Raw genomic sequence first — 16,109 nt, forward strand, 5'->3', positions numbered from 1 at the left:
TCAGCGGCCCTTCTTGCCGGTCGGTACCTTGCCCGTCTGCGCCAGCACGTAGCGCAGGGCGTCGGCCAGCGAGGACTTCGTGGCGATGTCGCCGAACTCGATGCCGAGAGCGACGATCGTCTGAGCGATCTGCGGGCGGATGCCGGAGATGATGCAGTCGGCGCCCATCAGCCGCGCGGCCACCACGGTCTTGAGGACGTGCTGCGCGACCTGGGTGTCGACGGCCGGCACGCCGGTGATGTCGATGATCGCGTACGGCGAGCCGGTGTCGACCAGCGTCTGCAGCAGCCGCTCCATGACCACCTGGGCCCGGGCCGAGTCGAGCGTGCCGACGAGCGGGACGGCGACCACGCCCTCCCAGAGCTTGACGACCGGCGTCGACAGTTCGAGCAACTGCTCGGCCTGATCGGCGATCAACTCTTCCCGTACGCGGACGTAGCTGTCGAACGTGAACAGCGCCGCCTCGTCGACGAACGAGGAGAAGGCCACGTAATCCCGCAGCATCGTGGCGTCGTTGTCGTCGAGGACGCCCAGCACCGCCTCCTTGAGGGCGAACACGCTCACCGCCGTCTCGGTGGTGCTGAAACCCTGCCGGGCCCGGGTCGCGGAGAGCTCGGCCAGCTGGGCCCGCAACTCACCCGCGGACTCGGCGCCCAGATCCGGAGCGGAGCCGGCCAGCGCCTGCTCGAAGGCACGCCTCAGCTCGGAGGTCTGCCGCTGCAGCTCGGCGCGGCTCAGCCGGCCGCGCAGCGAGGTCGCCACCCGGTCGGTCCAGGCCGTGACCAGGACTTCTTCATGTTCCTCGAGCAGTGTGGCGAAGCGGGCCGCCTCATCCGCGCTCAGCGTCACCGCTGCCTCCTGATACCTGAGTCGTGCCTGCAACGGGCGGGACTTTACCATCGCGAGGTCAAATACTTGCCGCGAGCCAAATAACCGGCCCGGGGGGTTCCCCGTTCTGCGGGCGGCATACCTCTTGGAGTACCGTTCAGCTCATAACTGGAGGTCCTGAATGTCTCTGACGGTACAAACGGAACAGCGCGCCGACATGGTCGTCGTGTCGGTCGCGGGCGAGCTCGACATGGCCACCGCGCCACAGCTTCAGGACCAGATCAGCGACCTGCTGGAGAAGGGGCGCACCCGTCTGGTCTTCGACCTGGCCGAGGTGTCGTTCTGCGACTCCACCGGGCTCTCGGTCTTCGTCCGCGCCAAGAACAGCACCGACGACGCCGGCGGCACGGTCCGCCTGGCCGCCCCGCAGCGCGGAGTTCTGCGCATTCTCGAGGTCAGCGGCCTGGTCGAGGTGCTGCGCACCTATCCCTCGGTCGACGAGGCGGTCAGCGCTCAGGAGCCCGCGCTCGACTGACCCCCACGCCCTTCCAGGGTCGTCCCGATCGGCGTAGTTTGTCGCCGACCGGTCGTGGGCACCTGCGGCCGTAAAGATTCCTCAGGGCGCGCGCAGGAGAGCTTCGTGAACAAGATCTTCCAGGGCTTCAAAGACTTCATCATGCGGGGCAATGTCGTCGACCTCGCGGTCGGCGTCGTGATCGGTGCCGCGTTCACCGGAGTCGTGACCGGCTTCACGAACGGCTTCATCAAACCCCTGATCCAGCTCATGGGCGGCGGATCCGGCGTCGGCGCCGGCACCTTCACGGTCAACAAGGTCCCGTTCGACTACGCCACGTTCCTCAACTCGCTGATCACGTTCCTGATCACCGCCGCGGTGCTCTACTTCTTCGTCGTCCTGCCGCTGAACATCCTGGCCGAGCGTCGTCGCCGCGGTGAGGAGCCGCCGCCGAAGGCCCCCGCTGAGGACATCGTGCTGCTGACCCAGATCCGCGACGCGCTGGTGGCCCAGCAGGGCCAGAACCGCGGGTACGGCGACACGCCCGGGCGCCACCAGCAGTGACTTTCTAGAAAAGATCATCCCCGGTCCGCACCACTCGAACAGATGTTCGATACGCTGCCCCGATGGAGCAGCGTAAACACTGGTGGAACGGCAAGTGGGGCCGCTCGGCCCGCAAGGACGTCTACTTGCGGGTCAGCGGCGACCAGTGGTACGTGGAGCAGCGCGCGGGCGGGGCCGAAGGCGTCTCGCACTTCTTCGAGTATTCGTCGGAGGAAGACGCCCTCAACACGGTCCGCATGCTGCTCGCCGCCCCCGGCGACTGGCGCGAACTTTCCGTACGCCCGCCGGCCCGCTGACTCCCGCTCAGGCCGCCTGCCGCCCGTCGTGCTCCTCGTGCCCGGCCGTCATCGGCCCGCGAGGCACCAGCCGCAACCCCGGGCGGTACGCCTCGGCCACCGGCTCCTCGTCGTCACCACCGGCAAAGCTGGCCCGCCACGTGCCCCCACCCGACCGCGCACCGGGCGGCGTGCTGACAAAACCCCCCGGAATCCGCGAAAGCGCGACGATCAGCAGGTAGCCCAGGATGACGAACCCGTGGCTGATCAGCCGGGCCGCATCCACCCGGGCCGCCGTGAGGTCATTGACCGAGAGCAGCAGAAGCATCCCGACGAAGGCCGTCAACATGGGCACCAACCCCGAAGGCCGGGTACGCCGCAGCGCGATGAACAGATAGCCGGTGCCGACAGCGACGTTCCAGGCCGCCGACTCGTGCCAGAGGTGACCCGGGTTGGCGTCGGGCCCCGTGTGCAGGTGCCCCCCGACAACGCCGCCACCGATCTGGTCCAGCCCCAGAATGAGCTGTACAGCCCCCACGGCGGCCAGCGCCACGAGCAGCACGCCGGCCACGGGGAACCCCTGCAGCCGCTCACGCCAGCGCGCACCCTTCCCGCCGCCTCCTTGCCGCCCACCGACGGCCGCCAGCTCCCGAGCCGTCCGCTCCTCGGCCGCCCGCTCCCGGGCCGCCCGCTCCCGGGCCGCCCGCTTCCCGCCGACGGCAGCGGTCAGCCCGCTGTCGCCGGCCGGCACCGACACCAGGCCGCCCAACCGCGGCTTACCGACCGGTCCCGCCTCGGCCAAGTCGTCGGCCAGCCCCGGCAGCCCGGCCAGAATCGAGGCCGTGAGATCAGGTGGCGTGGCCATACTCGTGCTGGTCAGCCGGTTGACCGACGCCGCCCGGTCCAGCCATTCCCGGCATCCGGCACATCCCGCCAGATGCGCGTCGACCGCGACCCGGTCAGCCGGGTCGTCCTCACCGTCCAGCTGCGCCGAAAGCATCTCGCGCCACCGCTCACAAGCCATAGTTCAATAGTCGCCCGGCCCACCCCGAGAGTTCCCACCCAAGCGGCTTACATCTCCATCCGGCCGACCGACCCGCCCGCGTTCGACCGAACAGCCCACACGTCCCGGCCCACCCCACCCCACACGTCTCGGCCCACCCCACCCGTCCCGGCCCACCCCCACCCGTCCGGGCCCACCGGACACGTCCTGGACCGCCCTACCCGACACATCGGGACGTCTGCGGAACGGCGCGTCCCACCCGTCACACCTACGCCCCGGCACCCCACCGCCGATATGTTCCGGCGAATGCCAGCCAACTGATTGGTTGGCGGCGTGCGGCGGCCTCAAGGGATGGCAGTGGGACGTACTGGACGACATCCACCATTAATGGGACAAATGTGACCGGTCTATGGGAGCGCCGAGCGGGCAGGTCAGACCGGACGGACCGCGATCAGATCAGGCTCGGCGGGCCCTGCACCGTGGGCCGCGGCGGCAGCGCCCCGCTTCCGCCCATCAGCCGCCGGCGTTCGCGGAAGGCGCGCAGGTTGGCCGTGTTGCCGCAGGTGCTGACGTCGTGCCAGACGCCGCTGTTGTTCCGGGACGTGTCGAAGAAGGCAGCCCGGCACTCGAAGTTGTTGCACAGTTTGAGCCGCGGCCAGATGCCCGCCTGTTGGGCCAGCAGGGCTTCCGCCCACAGCGCCGACGCCAGCCAGCGGGTGCCCCGGCCGGTGGGGACGATGCGCACCCACCCGTCGGCGTCGGGCACCAGGCTCACCGGCACGTCGGCCGGCGGAAGCGCGCCCTCGGGGCCTCCGGTGCCGCCCACGACCAGCACGTTTTCAAAGGTGGTGCGTAGCCGGCGCAGGGAGCGCAGGTCGGCCGAGGAGATCAGCAGCGTGGGGGCGGGGAGGCCGGAGACGAGCGACCACGTGCTGAGCGCCTCGGTCAGCCACGGCTGGGCGTCATCGGCCGTCACCAGCAGGTCGGTTCCGTACGACATGGGGGCTCGCGTGTTCAGCAGCTCTTGTAGGAGCGCCAGACCGGCGGGCGCCTCCCGCACGCCGTGCCGCGCGCTGGCCATCCATGACATAGCCGAAGCGTACTTGATTCTTTTTCATGACCGCCCCTACCTCGGCTTTGGTTCCCCTTAAGAGATCAGATTTCCATCGTTGTGGGGTGGTCCACTTGTGCCGATTCGCCGCGATGCGGGGTGCGGGTAACAAAAATTTACGCGTAACGATCGTCTCAAAAGAGCCGCGCGCGCCGAGGAGGACACGCGCGGCAGCCGGAGCTAACCGTCGATCCGGGTGATGTTGCGGATCTTGTTGGCGGCGTCGAGGGCGGCCACCTTGTACGCCTCCGACAGCGTCGGATAGTTGAAGACCGTGTCGACCAGGTAGTCCACCGTGCCGCCGCAGCCCATCACGGCCTGGCCGATGTGGACGATCTCGGTGGCACCCGTGCCGAAGACGTGCACACCGAGCAGTTTGCCCGTGTCGGGGGCGACCAGGAGCTTGAGCATCCCGTACGAGTCCCCGACGATCTGCCCGCGCGCCAGCTCGCGGTAGCGCGCGATGCCCACCTCGAACGGTGTCGCCGCCTCGGTCAGCTCGTCCTCCGTCTTCCCGACGAAGCTGATCTCGGGGATCGTGTAGATGCCGATCGGCTGCAGCTGGTGCATCTCGCGGGCGGGCTCGCCGCACGCGTGGTGGGCGGCGAGGCGTCCCTGCTCCATCGAGGTCGACGCCAGCGCCGGGAAACCGATCACGTCACCGACGGCGTAGATGTTGTCGACCGCCGTACGGTAATTGCTGTCGACCTCGATGCGGCCGCGCCGGTCGGCCTGCAGCCCGGCCGCCTCGAGTGCCAAGTCGTCGGTCTGACCTTGGCGGCCGGCCGAATACATGACCGTGTCGGCCACGATCTTTTTGCCGCTCTTGAGAATGCACAGCGCGGCCGTCTGGTGTCGTTCCACCGCGGCCACTTCCTCGCCGAAACGGAACGTGACGCTCAGGTCGCGCAGGTGGTATTTCAGCGATTCGATGATTTCGTCGTCGCAGAAGTCGAGCATCTGCTCCCGCCGCTCGACCACGGTGACCTTGGTGCCGAGCGCGGCGAACATCGACGCGTACTCCATGCCGATCACCCCGGCGCCGACCACGACCATGCTGCGCGGCACGGACTGCAGGTTGATCACGCCGTCGGAGTCGACGATCGTACGGTCGTCGAAGTCGACGCTGTCGGGCCGGGCGGGCCTCGTACCGGCCGCGATGATGATTTTTTCGGCGCTGACCTTGGTCTCCCGGCCGCTGCCGCCGTCGATCCAGATCGAGTTGGCGTCGGCGAACCGGCCCGTCCCGGTGATCATGGTGACTTTGTTCCGGGCGAGCTGGTTGCGGATCACGTCGGTCTGACGGCTGATCACATGCTGGGTCCGGGCCGCGAGGTCACTCACGGTGATCTCGTCCTTGACCCGGTAACTACTGCCGTACAGGTCACGCTGGCTCAGGCCGGTCAGATAGAGGACGGCCTCACGCAGCGTCTTGGACGGCACGGTGCCCGTGTTGATGCACACGCCGCCGATCATGTCTCGCCGGTCGACGATGCCGACCCGGCGTCCGAGTTTCGAGGCAGCGATGGCGGCCTTCTGACCGCTGGGCCCGGAGCCCAGCACCAACAGGTCGTAGTCATACACAATGCTTAGCGTCGCAGTGCCGGGCCGTCCGGTCCACCGAGTCCGATTCTTTTCCTGGTCTATTTACCTCCGGCCGGACAGGACCCTTTCCCCGTACGGCGGGAGCCGGCACGGTGGCGACCGGCGCGAACGCGGGCGGTCAGGGTTCACACTGGCCTCGTGAACCCCGAACCCGACCTGCACGCCCTGATCCGTCAAGGCGCGGCGCTGACCGGCGCGGGTGATCACGGCGGCGCCCTCGCCTGCTACACCCGGGTGCTGGCCCGCGCGGGTTCGGCCCGGCAGGCCCGCGAGGTGGCCACGGCCCACATGCTCTGGGTGGAGGCGGCCCGCTTCGCCGGTGTCCCGCTGCGGTCACTGTTCCCGGTGCTCGACGCGGCCGACCGCTACCTGCAGTCGATCGGCCGCCCCGACTGGCGCAGCGGCCTGCTCATCCAGCGCGCGGCCACCCACCGTGAGCTGGCCGAGTGGGACGAGGCGATCACGACCGCGGAGGAGGCGCTGGCCGCGCACACACCGGGCGCCCCCGGTACGACAGCGGGGACCCTGCGCTACCGGCTGGGCGACATCCTGCTCGGCGCCGGCCGGCACTACGACGCCGTCCCACATTTCCGCGCGGTCCTCGGCACCCCCGAGCCGGGCCGCTACAAGGCCCACGTCGGCCTGGCCAACTGCGCACTCAAGCGACACCACCCGCCCACCGCCGTCCGGCACGCCACCGCCGCCGTACGGGAAGCCGAAAGCCTGGGCGCCGAAGCCCTCCGCCTGCCGTTGCACGCCCTGGTCGAGGCCCACCGCGCCGCACGGAACCACGAGGCCGCGAGCATCACCGCCACGAGGTATCTGGAACTCGCCGGACGTCTGGGTTCCCCGTACGCGTGCTTCTTCGCCCTCCGCAGCGCCACCGACGCAGCCCTCGACCGCCGCGATTTGCCCACCGCCCGCACCCTGCTGACCGACCTCGAACAGCAGGCCACAGTCCTCGACGACGCCAATGGCCACACCCGCCGCTCAGCCGAGGCCGCCAAGCGCCGCCACCGCCTGAACTCCTGCACACCACACTCCGACGGCACTTGATCACAATCAGAGCCGCCGAACGCAGTTCTTCACTGCCAGGGATCGATGACCGAGATCCCGGTATCGACGAAGTCCTTGACGTTGCGGGTGGCGAGGGTCGCGACCTGCCATCGGCAGATGGCGGCGATCTGGCCGTCGAATCCGCTGATCGGGTTGCCGTCTTCTTCGCGACCGGCGACCACGTCGGCGTAGGCCGTGGCCGCGGCGAGGCCGAAGGGCAGGACCTGGCGGGGGAAGGCGGCGAAGATTTCGTCGGCCGCTTGGTGCAGATCGTGTTTACGACGCCCTTCCGGCAGTCGCGCGATGCCGTATCGGATCCGAGCAGGTCAAGCGGCCGACGTCGTCAGGGGTACGGCTTCGAGGGCGTCCCGGCGGGTGGCGTCGGCGCTTTCGTCGTCGGGTTGTTCCTGGGCGGCCCGTTCGGCGGCCACCCGGGACTCGTAGGCGGCCAGCTCCCGGGCTGTTTCCGCCCCGGCCCAGCCCAGCGCCGAAGCCAGCAGCGGAGCCGCCGCCCGGGCCGCCGTGATGCCGCGGTCCGGGGTTTCGATCGAGATGCGGGTGCGGCGGGTCAGGACGTCTTCGAGGTGGCGGGCGCCTTCGTGGGTTGCTGCGTAGAGCAGTTCCGCCATGAGGTAGTCGGGGGCGCCCGGGACCGGGGTGGCCAGGGCGGGATCCGACGCGATCGACGCCAGCAGTTCGTCGACCAGGGTGCCGTAGCGGCGCAGCAAGTGTTCCAGCTGGGCGACTTGCAGGCCGGCCTGGCGGGCCAGGGTGGCGCGGCGGTTCCAGGCCGCTTTGTAGCCGACGGCGCCGAGCAGTGGCACCTGGTCGGTGCACGACGGGGGCACCGGGGTCTGCAGCTGGTGGGCGGCCGCGTCCACGGCGTCCTTGGCCATCACGCGGTACGTCGTGTATTTGCCGCCGGCCACCACGACCAGGCCGGGCACGGGGGTGCCGACGGCGTGTTCGCGGGACAGTTTGGCCGTGGTGGCGGCCTCGGCCGAGAGCAGGGGGCGCAGGCCGGCGTACACGCCTTGCACGTCGTCCCGGGTCAGCGGGGTGGCCAGCGCCTTGTTGACTTCGGTCAGCAGGTAGTCGACGTCGCGGCCGGAGGCGGACGGGTGGGCTTTGTCGAGGGTCCACGCGGTGTCGGTGGTGCCGATGATCCAGTGCCGGTCCCACGGGATGACGAACAGGACACTGGTCGCGGTGCGGAGGATCATGCCGGTGCCGCCGGAGATGCGGTCGCGCGGCACGACCAGGTGGATGCCTTTGCTGGCCGTGACGCCGAACTGAGGTGCGAGGCCGGCCAGCAGGGCCTGGCTGTCGCCGGTCCAGACGCCGGTCGCGTTGATCACGACTTTGGCCCGGATCTCGAGGTCGCGGCCGGTTTCGAGGTCGCGGGCCCGGACGCCGACGACCCGGTCGTCCGCGCGCAGGAAGCCGGTCACCTCGGTGCGTGCGGCGACCTTGGCCCCGTACGCGGTAGCGGTGCGCACCAGGAACATGGTGTGGCGGGCGTCGTCGACCTGCGCGTCGTAGTAGCGGATGGCGCCGACCAGCGAGTCGGGGCGCAGCGACGGGAACGCCTTCATCGCCTCGGTCTTGGTGAGGTGGCGGTGCCGTGGCAGGCCCGCCCCCCAGCCACTGAGCGCGAGCACGTCGTACAGGGCGACCCCGGCCCCGGCGTACAGGCGCTCCCAGGCCCGATGCCGCAGCGGGTAGAGGAAAGGCACCGGCCGTACGAGGTGGGGTGCGAGCCGCTGCAGGAGCAGCCCACGTTCGCGCAGCGCCTCGCGGACCAGCGAGAAGTCGAGCATCTCGAGGTAGCGCAGCCCGCCGTGGATGAGTTTGCTGGAGCGGCTGGAGGTGCCGCTGGCGAAGTCGCGGGCTTCGATGAGCCCGACGTTGAGGCCGCGGGTGGCCGCGTCGAGGGCCGAGCCCGCGCCCACCACGCCGGCCCCGACGACCAGCACGTCCAGTTCGTCGCCGGTCGACATGGCGGTCAGCGCGTCGGCCCGCGTCTGTGGCGAGATCAGTCCGGTTTGCATGAGGGTCCCCATCTCACATGGTCCAGTCGAGGGTTCGGTCGACGGCGGCTCGCCATCGGGTGACGCCTTCCGAGCGTCGTTCCGCGGTCCAGGTCGGCTGCCAGCGCCGGTCTTCCCGCCAGTTGGCGCGCAGATCGCCGACGGACTCCCAGAAACCGACGGCCAGACCCGCGGCGTACGCGGCCCCGAGCGCGGTGGTCTCGGCGACGGCGGGCCGGCTGACCGGCACGCCCAGGATGTCCGCCTGCAGTTGCATGCAGAGGTCGTTGGCTGTGACGCCGCCGTCGACGCGCAGCCGGTCGAGTGCCGTGCCGCTGTCCTGCGCCATCGCCTCGACGACGTCGCGGGTCTGGTAGCAGATGGCTTCGAGCGCGGCCCGGGTGAGGTGCGCGGCGGTGTGGAAGCGGGACAGCCCGACGATCGCGCCGCGCGCGTCCGGCCGCCAGTAGGGGGCGAAGAGGCCGGAGAACGCCGGTACGAAGTAGACGCCCGCGCTGTCCTCGACCTGGCCGGCCACGGTTTCGCTGGCCGCCGCGGAGTCGAGGATGCCGAGCTGGTCGCGCAGCCACTGCACGGCCGCGCCGGCCGCCGCGATCGAGCCTTCCAGGGCGTACACGGGCTTCTCGTCGCCGAAGCGGTAGGCAACCGTGGTGATCAGCCCGTGACTCGACCACACCGGCGACGAGCCCGTGTTCATCAGCAGAAAACCGCCGGTCCCGTACGTGCATTTGGTGTCGCCGGGGTCGAAGCAGGTCTGCCCGAACAGCGCGGCCTGCTGGTCGCCGATCGCCGCGGCGATGGGCACTCCGGGCAATGCCTCGCCGTAGGTCTCGGCCGACGAGCGGATCGCGGGCAGCATGGCCCGCGGGATGTCGAAGTGCGCCAGCAGGTCGGGATCCCAGTCGAGGGTGCCGAGGTTCATCAGCATCGTGCGGCTGGCGTTCGTCACGTCGGTCAGATGCTTGCCGCCGGTCAGGTTCCAGATCAGCCAGCTGTCCATCGTCCCGAACAACACCTCGCCGCGGGTGGCGCGGGCCCTCAGACCGGGCATGTTGTCGAGCAGCCAGCGCACCTTCGTGGCCGAGAAGTAGGTGGCCAGGGGGAGCCCCGTACGCGAGCGGATCAGGGCACCGTCGAGCGTGTCGAGCATCGACGACGTCCGCGTGTCCTGCCAGACGATCGCCGGGGCCACGGGCGTACCGGAAGCTTTGTCCCAGAGCACGACGGTCTCGCGCTGGTTGGTCAGGCCGATCGCGGCCAGATCCGAGGGGACGAGCCCGGCGCCGGTCAGGGCCGCGTCGATCGTCTTGCGGGTGTTCTCCCAGATCTCGGTGGCGTCGTGCTCGACCCAGCCCGACGCCGGGAAGATCTGCCGGTGTTCGAGCTGGTGGCGGCCGATCTCGGCCCCGGACCGATCGAAGATCATGAAGCGGGTGCTGGTCGTGCCCTGATCGATCGCGCCGACGTACTGCTTCATGTGGTCGAAGTTAGGAAGGTTCGGCGGGGCCGACAACGGGTTGCGTGCGACAATGTCGCACGTGCCCGGCTTGATCCAGTCGATAGAGCGGTCGTCGGCCGTGCTGCGGCTGCTCGCCGCGGGCCGGCTGCGGGTCAAGGAGATCGCCGACGCGCTCGACCTGCCCAAGTCGACCGCGCACAGCATCCTGCGCACGCTCGAGCACATCGGCTTCGTCGAGCAGGACGAGCGGACCGCGCGCTACCGGCTCGGGCGCGGGCTGCTCGACCTGAGCGAGGGTGAGCTCGACCTCAACGAGCTGCGCGGGCGCGCGCTCAACTGGGCCGACGCGCTGGCCGCGCGCAGCGGCGAGGAGGTGCGCATCGGCGCCCTGCGCGACGGCCGGGTCGTTGTGGTGCACCACGTGTTCCGGCCGGACGACTCGATGCAGTCGCTGCAGACCGGCCACCTGTTGCCGCCGCACGCCACCGCGCTGGGCAAGGTGCTGCTGGCCTACAACGCGCCCGCGGTCGACGCCGCGGCGCGAGCGGGCCTGGAGGCGTACACGCGAAGGACTTTGACCTCGCCCCGTGATCTCGCGCGCTCGCTGACCGAGACACGCGAGCGGGGGTGGAGCCTGGCGGTCGAGGAGTGGGAGGCCGGCCGGGCCGGGATCGCGGCGCCCGTGCGCAGCTTCGGCGGGCTGGTGGTGGGCGCGATCGGCATCTCCGGACCGGTCGAGCGGCTGTGCGACACCCGGCGGCAGGCCCGTACGGCGCTGGTCGAACACGTGACCGCGACCGCCCGGTCGATCACGCGCGATCTGGCCGGCTCGTGAGCGAACGTTACGTCCTGGCCATCGATCAGGGCACCACGTCGACGCGGTGCATCCTGTTCGATCGGCGCGCGACGGTGGTCTCGGTGGTGCGCGGCGAGCATCGGCAGTCGTATCCGCGCCCCGGCTGGGTCGAGCACGACGCCGCGCGCATCTGGCGCGACGTGCAGCGCCTGATCGAGCGGGCGATGCGCGAGGCGGGCATCGGGCCGGCGCAGGTAGCAGCCATCGGCATCGCCAATCAGCGCGAGACCGTCGTGGTGTGGGACAAGGCTTCCGGTACGCCCGTGGCCCCCGCGATCGTCTGGCAGGACACGCGGACGTCGTCGTTGCTGGACACGCTGGACGGCTCGTTCGTCCGGGAACGGACCGGGTTGCCGCTGGCCGCCTACTTCTCGGCCACGAAGGTGCGCTGGCTGCTCGACAACACACCCGGCCTGCGGGCCCGCGCCACCCGCGGCGAGGTGTTGTTCGGGACGATGGACAGCTGGCTGATCTGGAACCTGACCGGCGGCAAGCATCTGACCGACGTGACGAACGCCAGCCGGACGATGCTGATGAATCTGGCCACGCTCTCCTGGGATCCGGATCTGCTGGACATGTTCGACATTCCGCGGGCCATGCTGCCGGAGATCCGGTCGTCGTCCGAGGTCTACGGGGAGGCGTTCGACGGGGTGCCGATCGCCGGGGTGCTCGGCGACCAGCAGGCCGCGCTGTTCGGGCAGACCTGCTTCGACCCCGGCGACACCAAATGCACGTACGGGACCGGCGGTTTTCTGCTGATGAACACGGGCTCGTCGCCGGTGTGGTCGAGTCACGGTCTCATCACCACGGTGGGCTACCAGATCGGGACGGGCCAGGTGGCGTACGCGCTGGAGGGGTCGATCGCCATCGCGGGCTCGCTGGTGCAGTGGGTACGCGACGGGCTCGGGCTGATCGGCACGGCCTCCGAGATCGAGACGCTGGCGGGCACGGTCGGTGACAACGGCGGGTGCTACATCGTGCCCGCGTTCTCCGGGCTGTACGCGCCGTACTGGGAAAGCGAGGCACGCGGAGTGATCGTGGGCCTCACCTCGTACATCACCAAGGGTCATCTCGCCCGCGCGGTGCTCGAGGCCACCGGGTGGCAGACACGCGACGTGGTCGACGCGATGAACGCGGACTCCGGGCTGGCCCTGACCGCCCTCAACGTCGACGGCGGCATGACTGCCGACAACCTGCTCATGCAGATCATCGCCGACTTCCTGCAAGTTCCCGTCGTACGGCCGATGGTGGCCGAGACGGTGTCGGTCGGCGCGGCCTACACGGCCGGGCTGGCCGTCGGCTACTGGTCGGATCTGCGCGACCTGCGGCACAACCGGCACTCGGCGGGGCGTTGGAAGCCGGGTCTGGACGAGGATCGGCGCGCTGCCGAGTACGCGAACTGGAAGCGCGCCGTCGAGTCGGCAGTGTTCTTCAGTCGGCGGCCCTGACGATCGCCACCGGGCACTCCGAGTCCCGGATCAGGGCCTGGCTCGTCGAGCCGAGCAGCAGGCCCGCCAGTTGGCCGCGCCCGCGCGAACCGACCACCACGAGCGCCGCGCCGGCCGTCTCGTGGCTGACGACCGACTCGGCGGGCCCCTCGACCAAGCGCTCGTACACGGCCACCAGCGGGAACGCCGACCGCAGGGGGGCCACGGCCTCGGTCAGCAGGCGCTGGGCCGCGGCCGCCCACTCCTCGCGCGACGCCGCGCCACCGGCTGCGGCAGCCAGCGTGCCCGCACCCGTCGGCACCAGCGGCTGCTGCCACGCGTGCACCGCGAACAGTGCGCACTCGCGCCGGGCGGCCTCCTGGAAGGCGAAGACCAGGGCCGGTTCGTTCGCGCGGGTGCCGTCGACCGCCACGACGACCGGGCCGACCGGGTCGGTGTCGCCGCGCACGACGACCACCGGGCATTCCGCCTCGGCGACCACCCGTACGGCGGTGGAGCCGGTCAGCGCGGCCGCGAACCACCCCCGGTCGCTCTCGCCCAGCACGAGCAGGGCCGACCCCTTCGACGCCCCGATCAGGGCCGGCACCCGGTCGCCCGGGACCTCGTACGCGGAGAAGTCGACGCCCGAACCGGCCTCGGCCACCGCGGCGTTGAGCACCCGCTCGCTGACGGCCACCGGCTCGTTCGTGCTCGCCGCGTAGATCACACGCAACGGCAGCCCGGTGTCGCGCGCGTGCCGCGCCGCCCACCGGACCGCCGCCGCGGCTCCGTCCGACCCGTCCACCCCGGCAACAACCGGCTCCCGTACGTTCATACTTCCTGTTTTGCCTGGTCGGCGTGTCGGACGTCCCTCAGTGAGATGACAGTTCCACGACGCTCCGAACTCGGGAGAACAGCCCGATCGGTCCTTGATAGAAGCCCCCGCCCCCGGTGCCGTCGTAGACCCGCACTGCCAGCACGTTAGTCGCACCCCAGCGCAGCAGGCCGTCCGCCGGGTAGTACTCGCGCGGCACCTCCCACGTCGAGTCGAAGGTGGGCGGAACCCTCCGGTACAGACGATCTCGACCCCGTTCAGGAAGATCTGATCCGCGTCGTCGATTTTGCCGAGCGCCGCCACGATCGCCGCGCCGGGCCGGGCCGGCAGCGTGAAGGTCCGGGGATGGCGATGGGCCGGGCGTGCGGCAAGCCGATCTATTCGACGGAAGCGTTCCGGAAGCTGTCTCCACCCAGATCTCCACCCTCTGCAGGTGTCGATTCCACCCGATGCGTTCGTAGCGTTCTGGGCATGAACGAGCCGAACACTCGTAGCAAGGCTGTTGTCGAAGCGACCAACTATCTGATCAATCGGCAGAAGACCAGGACCGGCCAGGTGGCCGGGGCTGTGGTGGGCAAGGTGCTCGATCAGGAGGGTGGAAAGTTGACCGGCCGCGTTGTTGTCGCGATCCTCGTCGTCCTGGCCGTGGTGGGTATCGCCTTCGTCGCCTACCGTTTGCTGGTGCTCGACCTGATCCTGACCGTGATCCGGGAACAGAACTGATGCTGCGCCGGCTGGCCCGGGGAAGTCTGCGCCTGTTGCGGGCCGACGACCCCGAGACGGGCTGGCTGGTGCGTATCGTCCTGACGGCGCTGTTCGTGTGGGCGCTGGCGTTGTGGCCGGCGATCGCTCCGGAGGTGCACCGGGCGCTCCTGCTGAGTTTCGCCGGCTGGGTCTTCTGGGTGGTCGCCGACCAGCGCCACCCTGTCCCGGCCCGGATCCTGCTGGCCCTGTCCACCCTGCTGCCGGCCGCGGTGTCCGCGCTGCCGCACAACGGGGCGGCTCATCTTTTCCTGTACGGGGCCCTGTTCACCTTTGTACTGCTGCCGCGCATGCCGTTGTGGGCGATCCTGGCCCTGACCGGTGCCCTGATCGTGGTGCTGCTGATCGCCTTGCACGTGGCCGGTAACGGGCCGACCGCGATGCTGACCCAGCCCGGCGTGGTCGTCGTGGTGGTGCTGGCCAGCCTGCACCGCCGGGAGCACCGCCTGCGGGCCGAGCAGACCGCGGAACTGCTCGCGCAGACGTCACGGGCGCAGGAGGCGCAGGCGCGCGCGGCCGCGCTGGACGAACGGGCGCGGATCGCGCGGGAACTGCACGATGTGCTCGCGCATTCGCTCGGCGCCCTGGGTGTGCAGCTCGAAGTGGCCGAGGCTCAGCTGACCGAACGCGGTGACGTGGAGGCGGCGGCGGAACGGGTGCGCCGGGCCCGGCGGCTGGCGGCGGACGGCATGGTCGAGGCGCGTTCGGCGGTCGCGGCGTTGCGGTCCGACGCGCCGCCGCTGGCTCGGGCGCTCGACAGCCTGGCCGGTGTGCACCGCGAGAACCACGCCGTCGAGGTGACGCTGCGCACCGACGGCCCCGCGCGGGCCTTGCCGTCGGCGGCCGAGGTGGCGTTGTTGCGCACCGCGCGTGAGGCGTTGACGAACGCGGCCAAGCACGCGCCGGGCGAACCGGTCACGTTGACGCTCGCCTACGCGGAGTCGGCAGTCCGGCTCGTCGTGGAAAATCCGGCGGGCTCACCGCGTACGGGGGAAAGCGGTTTTGGCCTGGTCGGCGCGCGGGAGCGCATCGCGCTGGTCGATGGCACCCTGGACGCGGGCGTCGTCGACGGCGCGTGGCGAGTCACCGCGGAGGTGCCGGGATGACCGACGAGCCGTTGCGCGTGCTGGTGGTGGACGATCAACAGCTCGTACGGGAGGGCCTGACCGCTCTTCTGGAACTGACCGGCGGTGTCGAGGTGGTCGGGTCGGCGGGCGACGGCGCGCGGGCGCTGGAACTGGTCGCCGAGCACCGCCCGGATGTGGTGCTGATGGATCTGAAGATGCCGGTGCTGGACGGCACGGCGGCGACCGCTCGCGTTCGGGCCGAGTTTCCCGAAGTCGCGGTCGTCGTGCTGACCACGTACGCCGACGACGAGTCGATCGCGGGGGCGCTCGCGGCGGGGGCCCGCGGCTACCTGACCAAGGACGCCGGTCGGGCCGAGATCACGATGGCGTTGCGGGCCGCGGCCGGCGGTCAAGCGCTGTTCGACCCGGCCGTGGCGGCCCGGCTGGCCGAGGCGATGAACCGTCCCGCGGCGCCGCCGGCCCGCGACAGCCTGCCCGACGGGCTCACCCAGCGCGAGGCCGAAGTGCTCGGCCAGATCGCCCGGGGCAGCACGAACGCCGAAATCGCGGCGGCCCTTTTCGTCGCCGAGACGACCGTGAAGACACACATCAACAACGCCTTCGCCAAGATCGGTGCGCGTAATCGCACCGAGGCGGCAAGCTATGCGCAGCGACAGGGCCTGACCTGAAAGGCAA

17 protein-coding genes are annotated in these 16,109 nt (G+C 70.3%); 9 read left to right on the forward strand and 8 right to left on the reverse strand.

What is annotated here, in order from left to right; all coding sequences use genetic code 11:
* On the reverse strand, positions 1-849 hold the full coding sequence (locus tag BKA14_RS30140) for an STAS domain-containing protein (RefSeq protein WP_184954184.1): 849 nt from the start codon (positions 847-849) through the stop codon (positions 1-3).
* Positions 850-1,009: 160 nt separating this feature from the next.
* Between BKA14_RS30140 and BKA14_RS30145 the strand changes: the two genes are divergently transcribed.
* The 3 genes from BKA14_RS30145 (at position 1,010) to BKA14_RS30155 (ending at position 2,202) form a co-directional block, all read left to right on the forward strand.
* Positions 1,010-1,363: an STAS domain-containing protein gene (locus BKA14_RS30145; protein ID WP_184954185.1), complete on the forward strand. Its 354-nt coding sequence runs from the start codon at positions 1,010-1,012 to the stop codon at positions 1,361-1,363.
* Positions 1,364-1,477: 114 nt separating this feature from the next.
* Positions 1,478-1,906 (forward strand): large conductance mechanosensitive channel protein MscL, encoded by a 429-nt coding sequence (mscL, locus tag BKA14_RS30150; RefSeq protein ID WP_184957044.1) that lies wholly within the window; start codon positions 1,478-1,480, stop codon positions 1,904-1,906.
* Between the two features lie 62 nt (positions 1,907-1,968).
* Positions 1,969-2,202 (forward strand): hypothetical protein, encoded by a 234-nt coding sequence (locus tag BKA14_RS30155; protein WP_184954186.1) that lies wholly within the window; start codon positions 1,969-1,971, stop codon positions 2,200-2,202.
* 7 nt (positions 2,203-2,209) lie between these two features.
* Here the strand turns inward: BKA14_RS30155 and BKA14_RS30160 are convergent, their stop codons facing one another.
* The 3 genes from BKA14_RS30160 to sthA form a co-directional block, all read right to left on the reverse strand.
* Positions 2,210-3,205, reverse strand: coding sequence for a zf-HC2 domain-containing protein (locus BKA14_RS30160; RefSeq protein WP_184954187.1), 996 nt, complete (start codon positions 3,203-3,205; stop codon positions 2,210-2,212).
* A 430-nt stretch (positions 3,206-3,635) separates the two neighbouring features.
* A complete protein-coding gene (locus BKA14_RS30165) occupies positions 3,636-4,274 on the reverse strand; it encodes a CGNR zinc finger domain-containing protein (protein WP_184954188.1) in 639 nt (212 codons plus the stop codon).
* Between the two features lie 201 nt (positions 4,275-4,475).
* Positions 4,476-5,879, reverse strand: a complete 1,404-nt coding sequence (gene sthA, locus BKA14_RS30170) for a Si-specific NAD(P)(+) transhydrogenase (RefSeq protein ID WP_184954189.1) — start codon at positions 5,877-5,879, stop codon at positions 4,476-4,478.
* 159 nt (positions 5,880-6,038) lie between these two features.
* Between sthA and BKA14_RS30175 the strand changes: the two genes are divergently transcribed.
* Entirely contained in the window at positions 6,039-6,956 is a 918-nt protein-coding gene (locus BKA14_RS30175) for a tetratricopeptide repeat protein (protein ID WP_184954190.1), read from the forward strand.
* 29 nt (positions 6,957-6,985) lie between these two features.
* Here the strand turns inward: BKA14_RS30175 and BKA14_RS44420 are convergent, their stop codons facing one another.
* From BKA14_RS44420 to glpK (BKA14_RS30190), 3 genes are all read right to left on the reverse strand, one after another.
* Positions 6,986-7,138, reverse strand: coding sequence for a PIN domain-containing protein (locus BKA14_RS44420; RefSeq protein WP_239093435.1), 153 nt, complete (start codon positions 7,136-7,138; stop codon positions 6,986-6,988).
* A 144-nt stretch (positions 7,139-7,282) separates the two neighbouring features.
* The gene (locus BKA14_RS30185) at positions 7,283-9,007 is read right to left on the reverse strand and encodes a glycerol-3-phosphate dehydrogenase/oxidase (RefSeq protein ID WP_184954191.1); all 1,725 of its coding nucleotides are present in this window, start codon (positions 9,005-9,007) and stop codon (positions 7,283-7,285) included.
* Positions 9,008-9,020: 13 nt separating this feature from the next.
* Positions 9,021-10,484, reverse strand: coding sequence for a glycerol kinase GlpK (gene glpK, locus BKA14_RS30190; protein WP_184954192.1), 1,464 nt, complete (start codon positions 10,482-10,484; stop codon positions 9,021-9,023).
* A gap of 61 nt (positions 10,485-10,545) precedes the next feature.
* Here glpK (BKA14_RS30190) and BKA14_RS30195 point away from each other — a divergent pair, with 61 nt between their 5' ends.
* Both BKA14_RS30195 and glpK (BKA14_RS30200) read left to right on the forward strand, forming a co-directional pair.
* Positions 10,546-11,301: an IclR family transcriptional regulator gene (locus tag BKA14_RS30195; protein ID WP_184954193.1), complete on the forward strand. Its 756-nt coding sequence runs from the start codon at positions 10,546-10,548 to the stop codon at positions 11,299-11,301.
* Positions 11,298-12,770, forward strand: coding sequence for a glycerol kinase GlpK (gene glpK, locus BKA14_RS30200; protein WP_184954194.1), 1,473 nt, complete (start codon positions 11,298-11,300; stop codon positions 12,768-12,770). Before BKA14_RS30195 ends, glpK (BKA14_RS30200) begins: the two co-directional genes overlap by 4 nt.
* On the opposite strand, the gene BKA14_RS30205 is transcribed toward glpK (BKA14_RS30200), so the two are convergent.
* Positions 12,754-13,584, reverse strand: coding sequence for a universal stress protein (locus BKA14_RS30205; protein WP_184954195.1), 831 nt, complete (start codon positions 13,582-13,584; stop codon positions 12,754-12,756). The two genes, glpK (BKA14_RS30200) and BKA14_RS30205, sit on opposite strands and share 17 nt — an antisense overlap.
* A gap of 471 nt (positions 13,585-14,055) precedes the next feature.
* On the opposite strand from BKA14_RS30205, the gene BKA14_RS30210 reads away from it, so the two are divergent.
* Genes BKA14_RS30210 through BKA14_RS30220 form a run of 3 tightly spaced genes read left to right on the forward strand, consistent with a single transcriptional unit; the run spans position 14,056 to position 16,102 of the window.
* Positions 14,056-14,307 (forward strand): hypothetical protein, encoded by a 252-nt coding sequence (locus BKA14_RS30210; RefSeq protein ID WP_184954196.1) that lies wholly within the window; start codon positions 14,056-14,058, stop codon positions 14,305-14,307.
* Positions 14,307-15,452 (forward strand): sensor histidine kinase, encoded by a 1,146-nt coding sequence (locus BKA14_RS30215; protein ID WP_184954197.1) that lies wholly within the window; start codon positions 14,307-14,309, stop codon positions 15,450-15,452. The genes BKA14_RS30210 and BKA14_RS30215 overlap by 1 nt, the downstream gene beginning before the upstream one ends.
* Entirely contained in the window at positions 15,449-16,102 is a 654-nt protein-coding gene (locus tag BKA14_RS30220) for a response regulator transcription factor (RefSeq protein ID WP_184954198.1), read from the forward strand. The genes BKA14_RS30215 and BKA14_RS30220 overlap by 4 nt, the downstream gene beginning before the upstream one ends.
* The last annotated feature ends 7 nt before the right edge of the window (positions 16,103-16,109 follow it).

Source organism: Paractinoplanes abujensis (genome assembly GCF_014204895.1).
Classification (GTDB): Bacteria; Actinomycetota; Actinomycetes; order Mycobacteriales; family Micromonosporaceae; genus Actinoplanes; species Actinoplanes abujensis.

Bases quoted from the DNA above. Each gene is read 5' to 3' on its own strand.
- BKA14_RS30220 (WP_184954198.1), top strand. From the start codon at position 15,449: ATGACCGACGAGCCGTTGCGCGTGCTGGTGGTGGACGATCAACAGCTC.
- BKA14_RS30155 (WP_184954186.1), top strand. From the start codon at position 1,969: ATGGAGCAGCGTAAACACTGGTGGAACGGCAAGTGGGGCCGCTCGGCC.
- BKA14_RS30160 (WP_184954187.1), bottom strand. From the start codon at position 3,205: ATGGCTTGTGAGCGGTGGCGCGAGATGCTTTCGGCGCAGCTGGACGGT.
- BKA14_RS30210 (WP_184954196.1), top strand. From the start codon at position 14,056: ATGAACGAGCCGAACACTCGTAGCAAGGCTGTTGTCGAAGCGACCAAC.
- BKA14_RS30215 (WP_184954197.1), top strand. From the start codon at position 14,307: ATGCTGCGCCGGCTGGCCCGGGGAAGTCTGCGCCTGTTGCGGGCCGAC.
- BKA14_RS30145 (WP_184954185.1), top strand. From the start codon at position 1,010: ATGTCTCTGACGGTACAAACGGAACAGCGCGCCGACATGGTCGTCGTG.
- BKA14_RS30165 (WP_184954188.1), bottom strand. From the start codon at position 4,274: ATGTCATGGATGGCCAGCGCGCGGCACGGCGTGCGGGAGGCGCCCGCC.
- BKA14_RS30205 (WP_184954195.1), bottom strand. From the start codon at position 13,584: ATGAACGTACGGGAGCCGGTTGTTGCCGGGGTGGACGGGTCGGACGGA.
- glpK (WP_184954192.1), bottom strand. From the start codon at position 10,484: ATGAAGCAGTACGTCGGCGCGATCGATCAGGGCACGACCAGCACCCGC.
- BKA14_RS30185 (WP_184954191.1), bottom strand. From the start codon at position 9,007: ATGCAAACCGGACTGATCTCGCCACAGACGCGGGCCGACGCGCTGACC.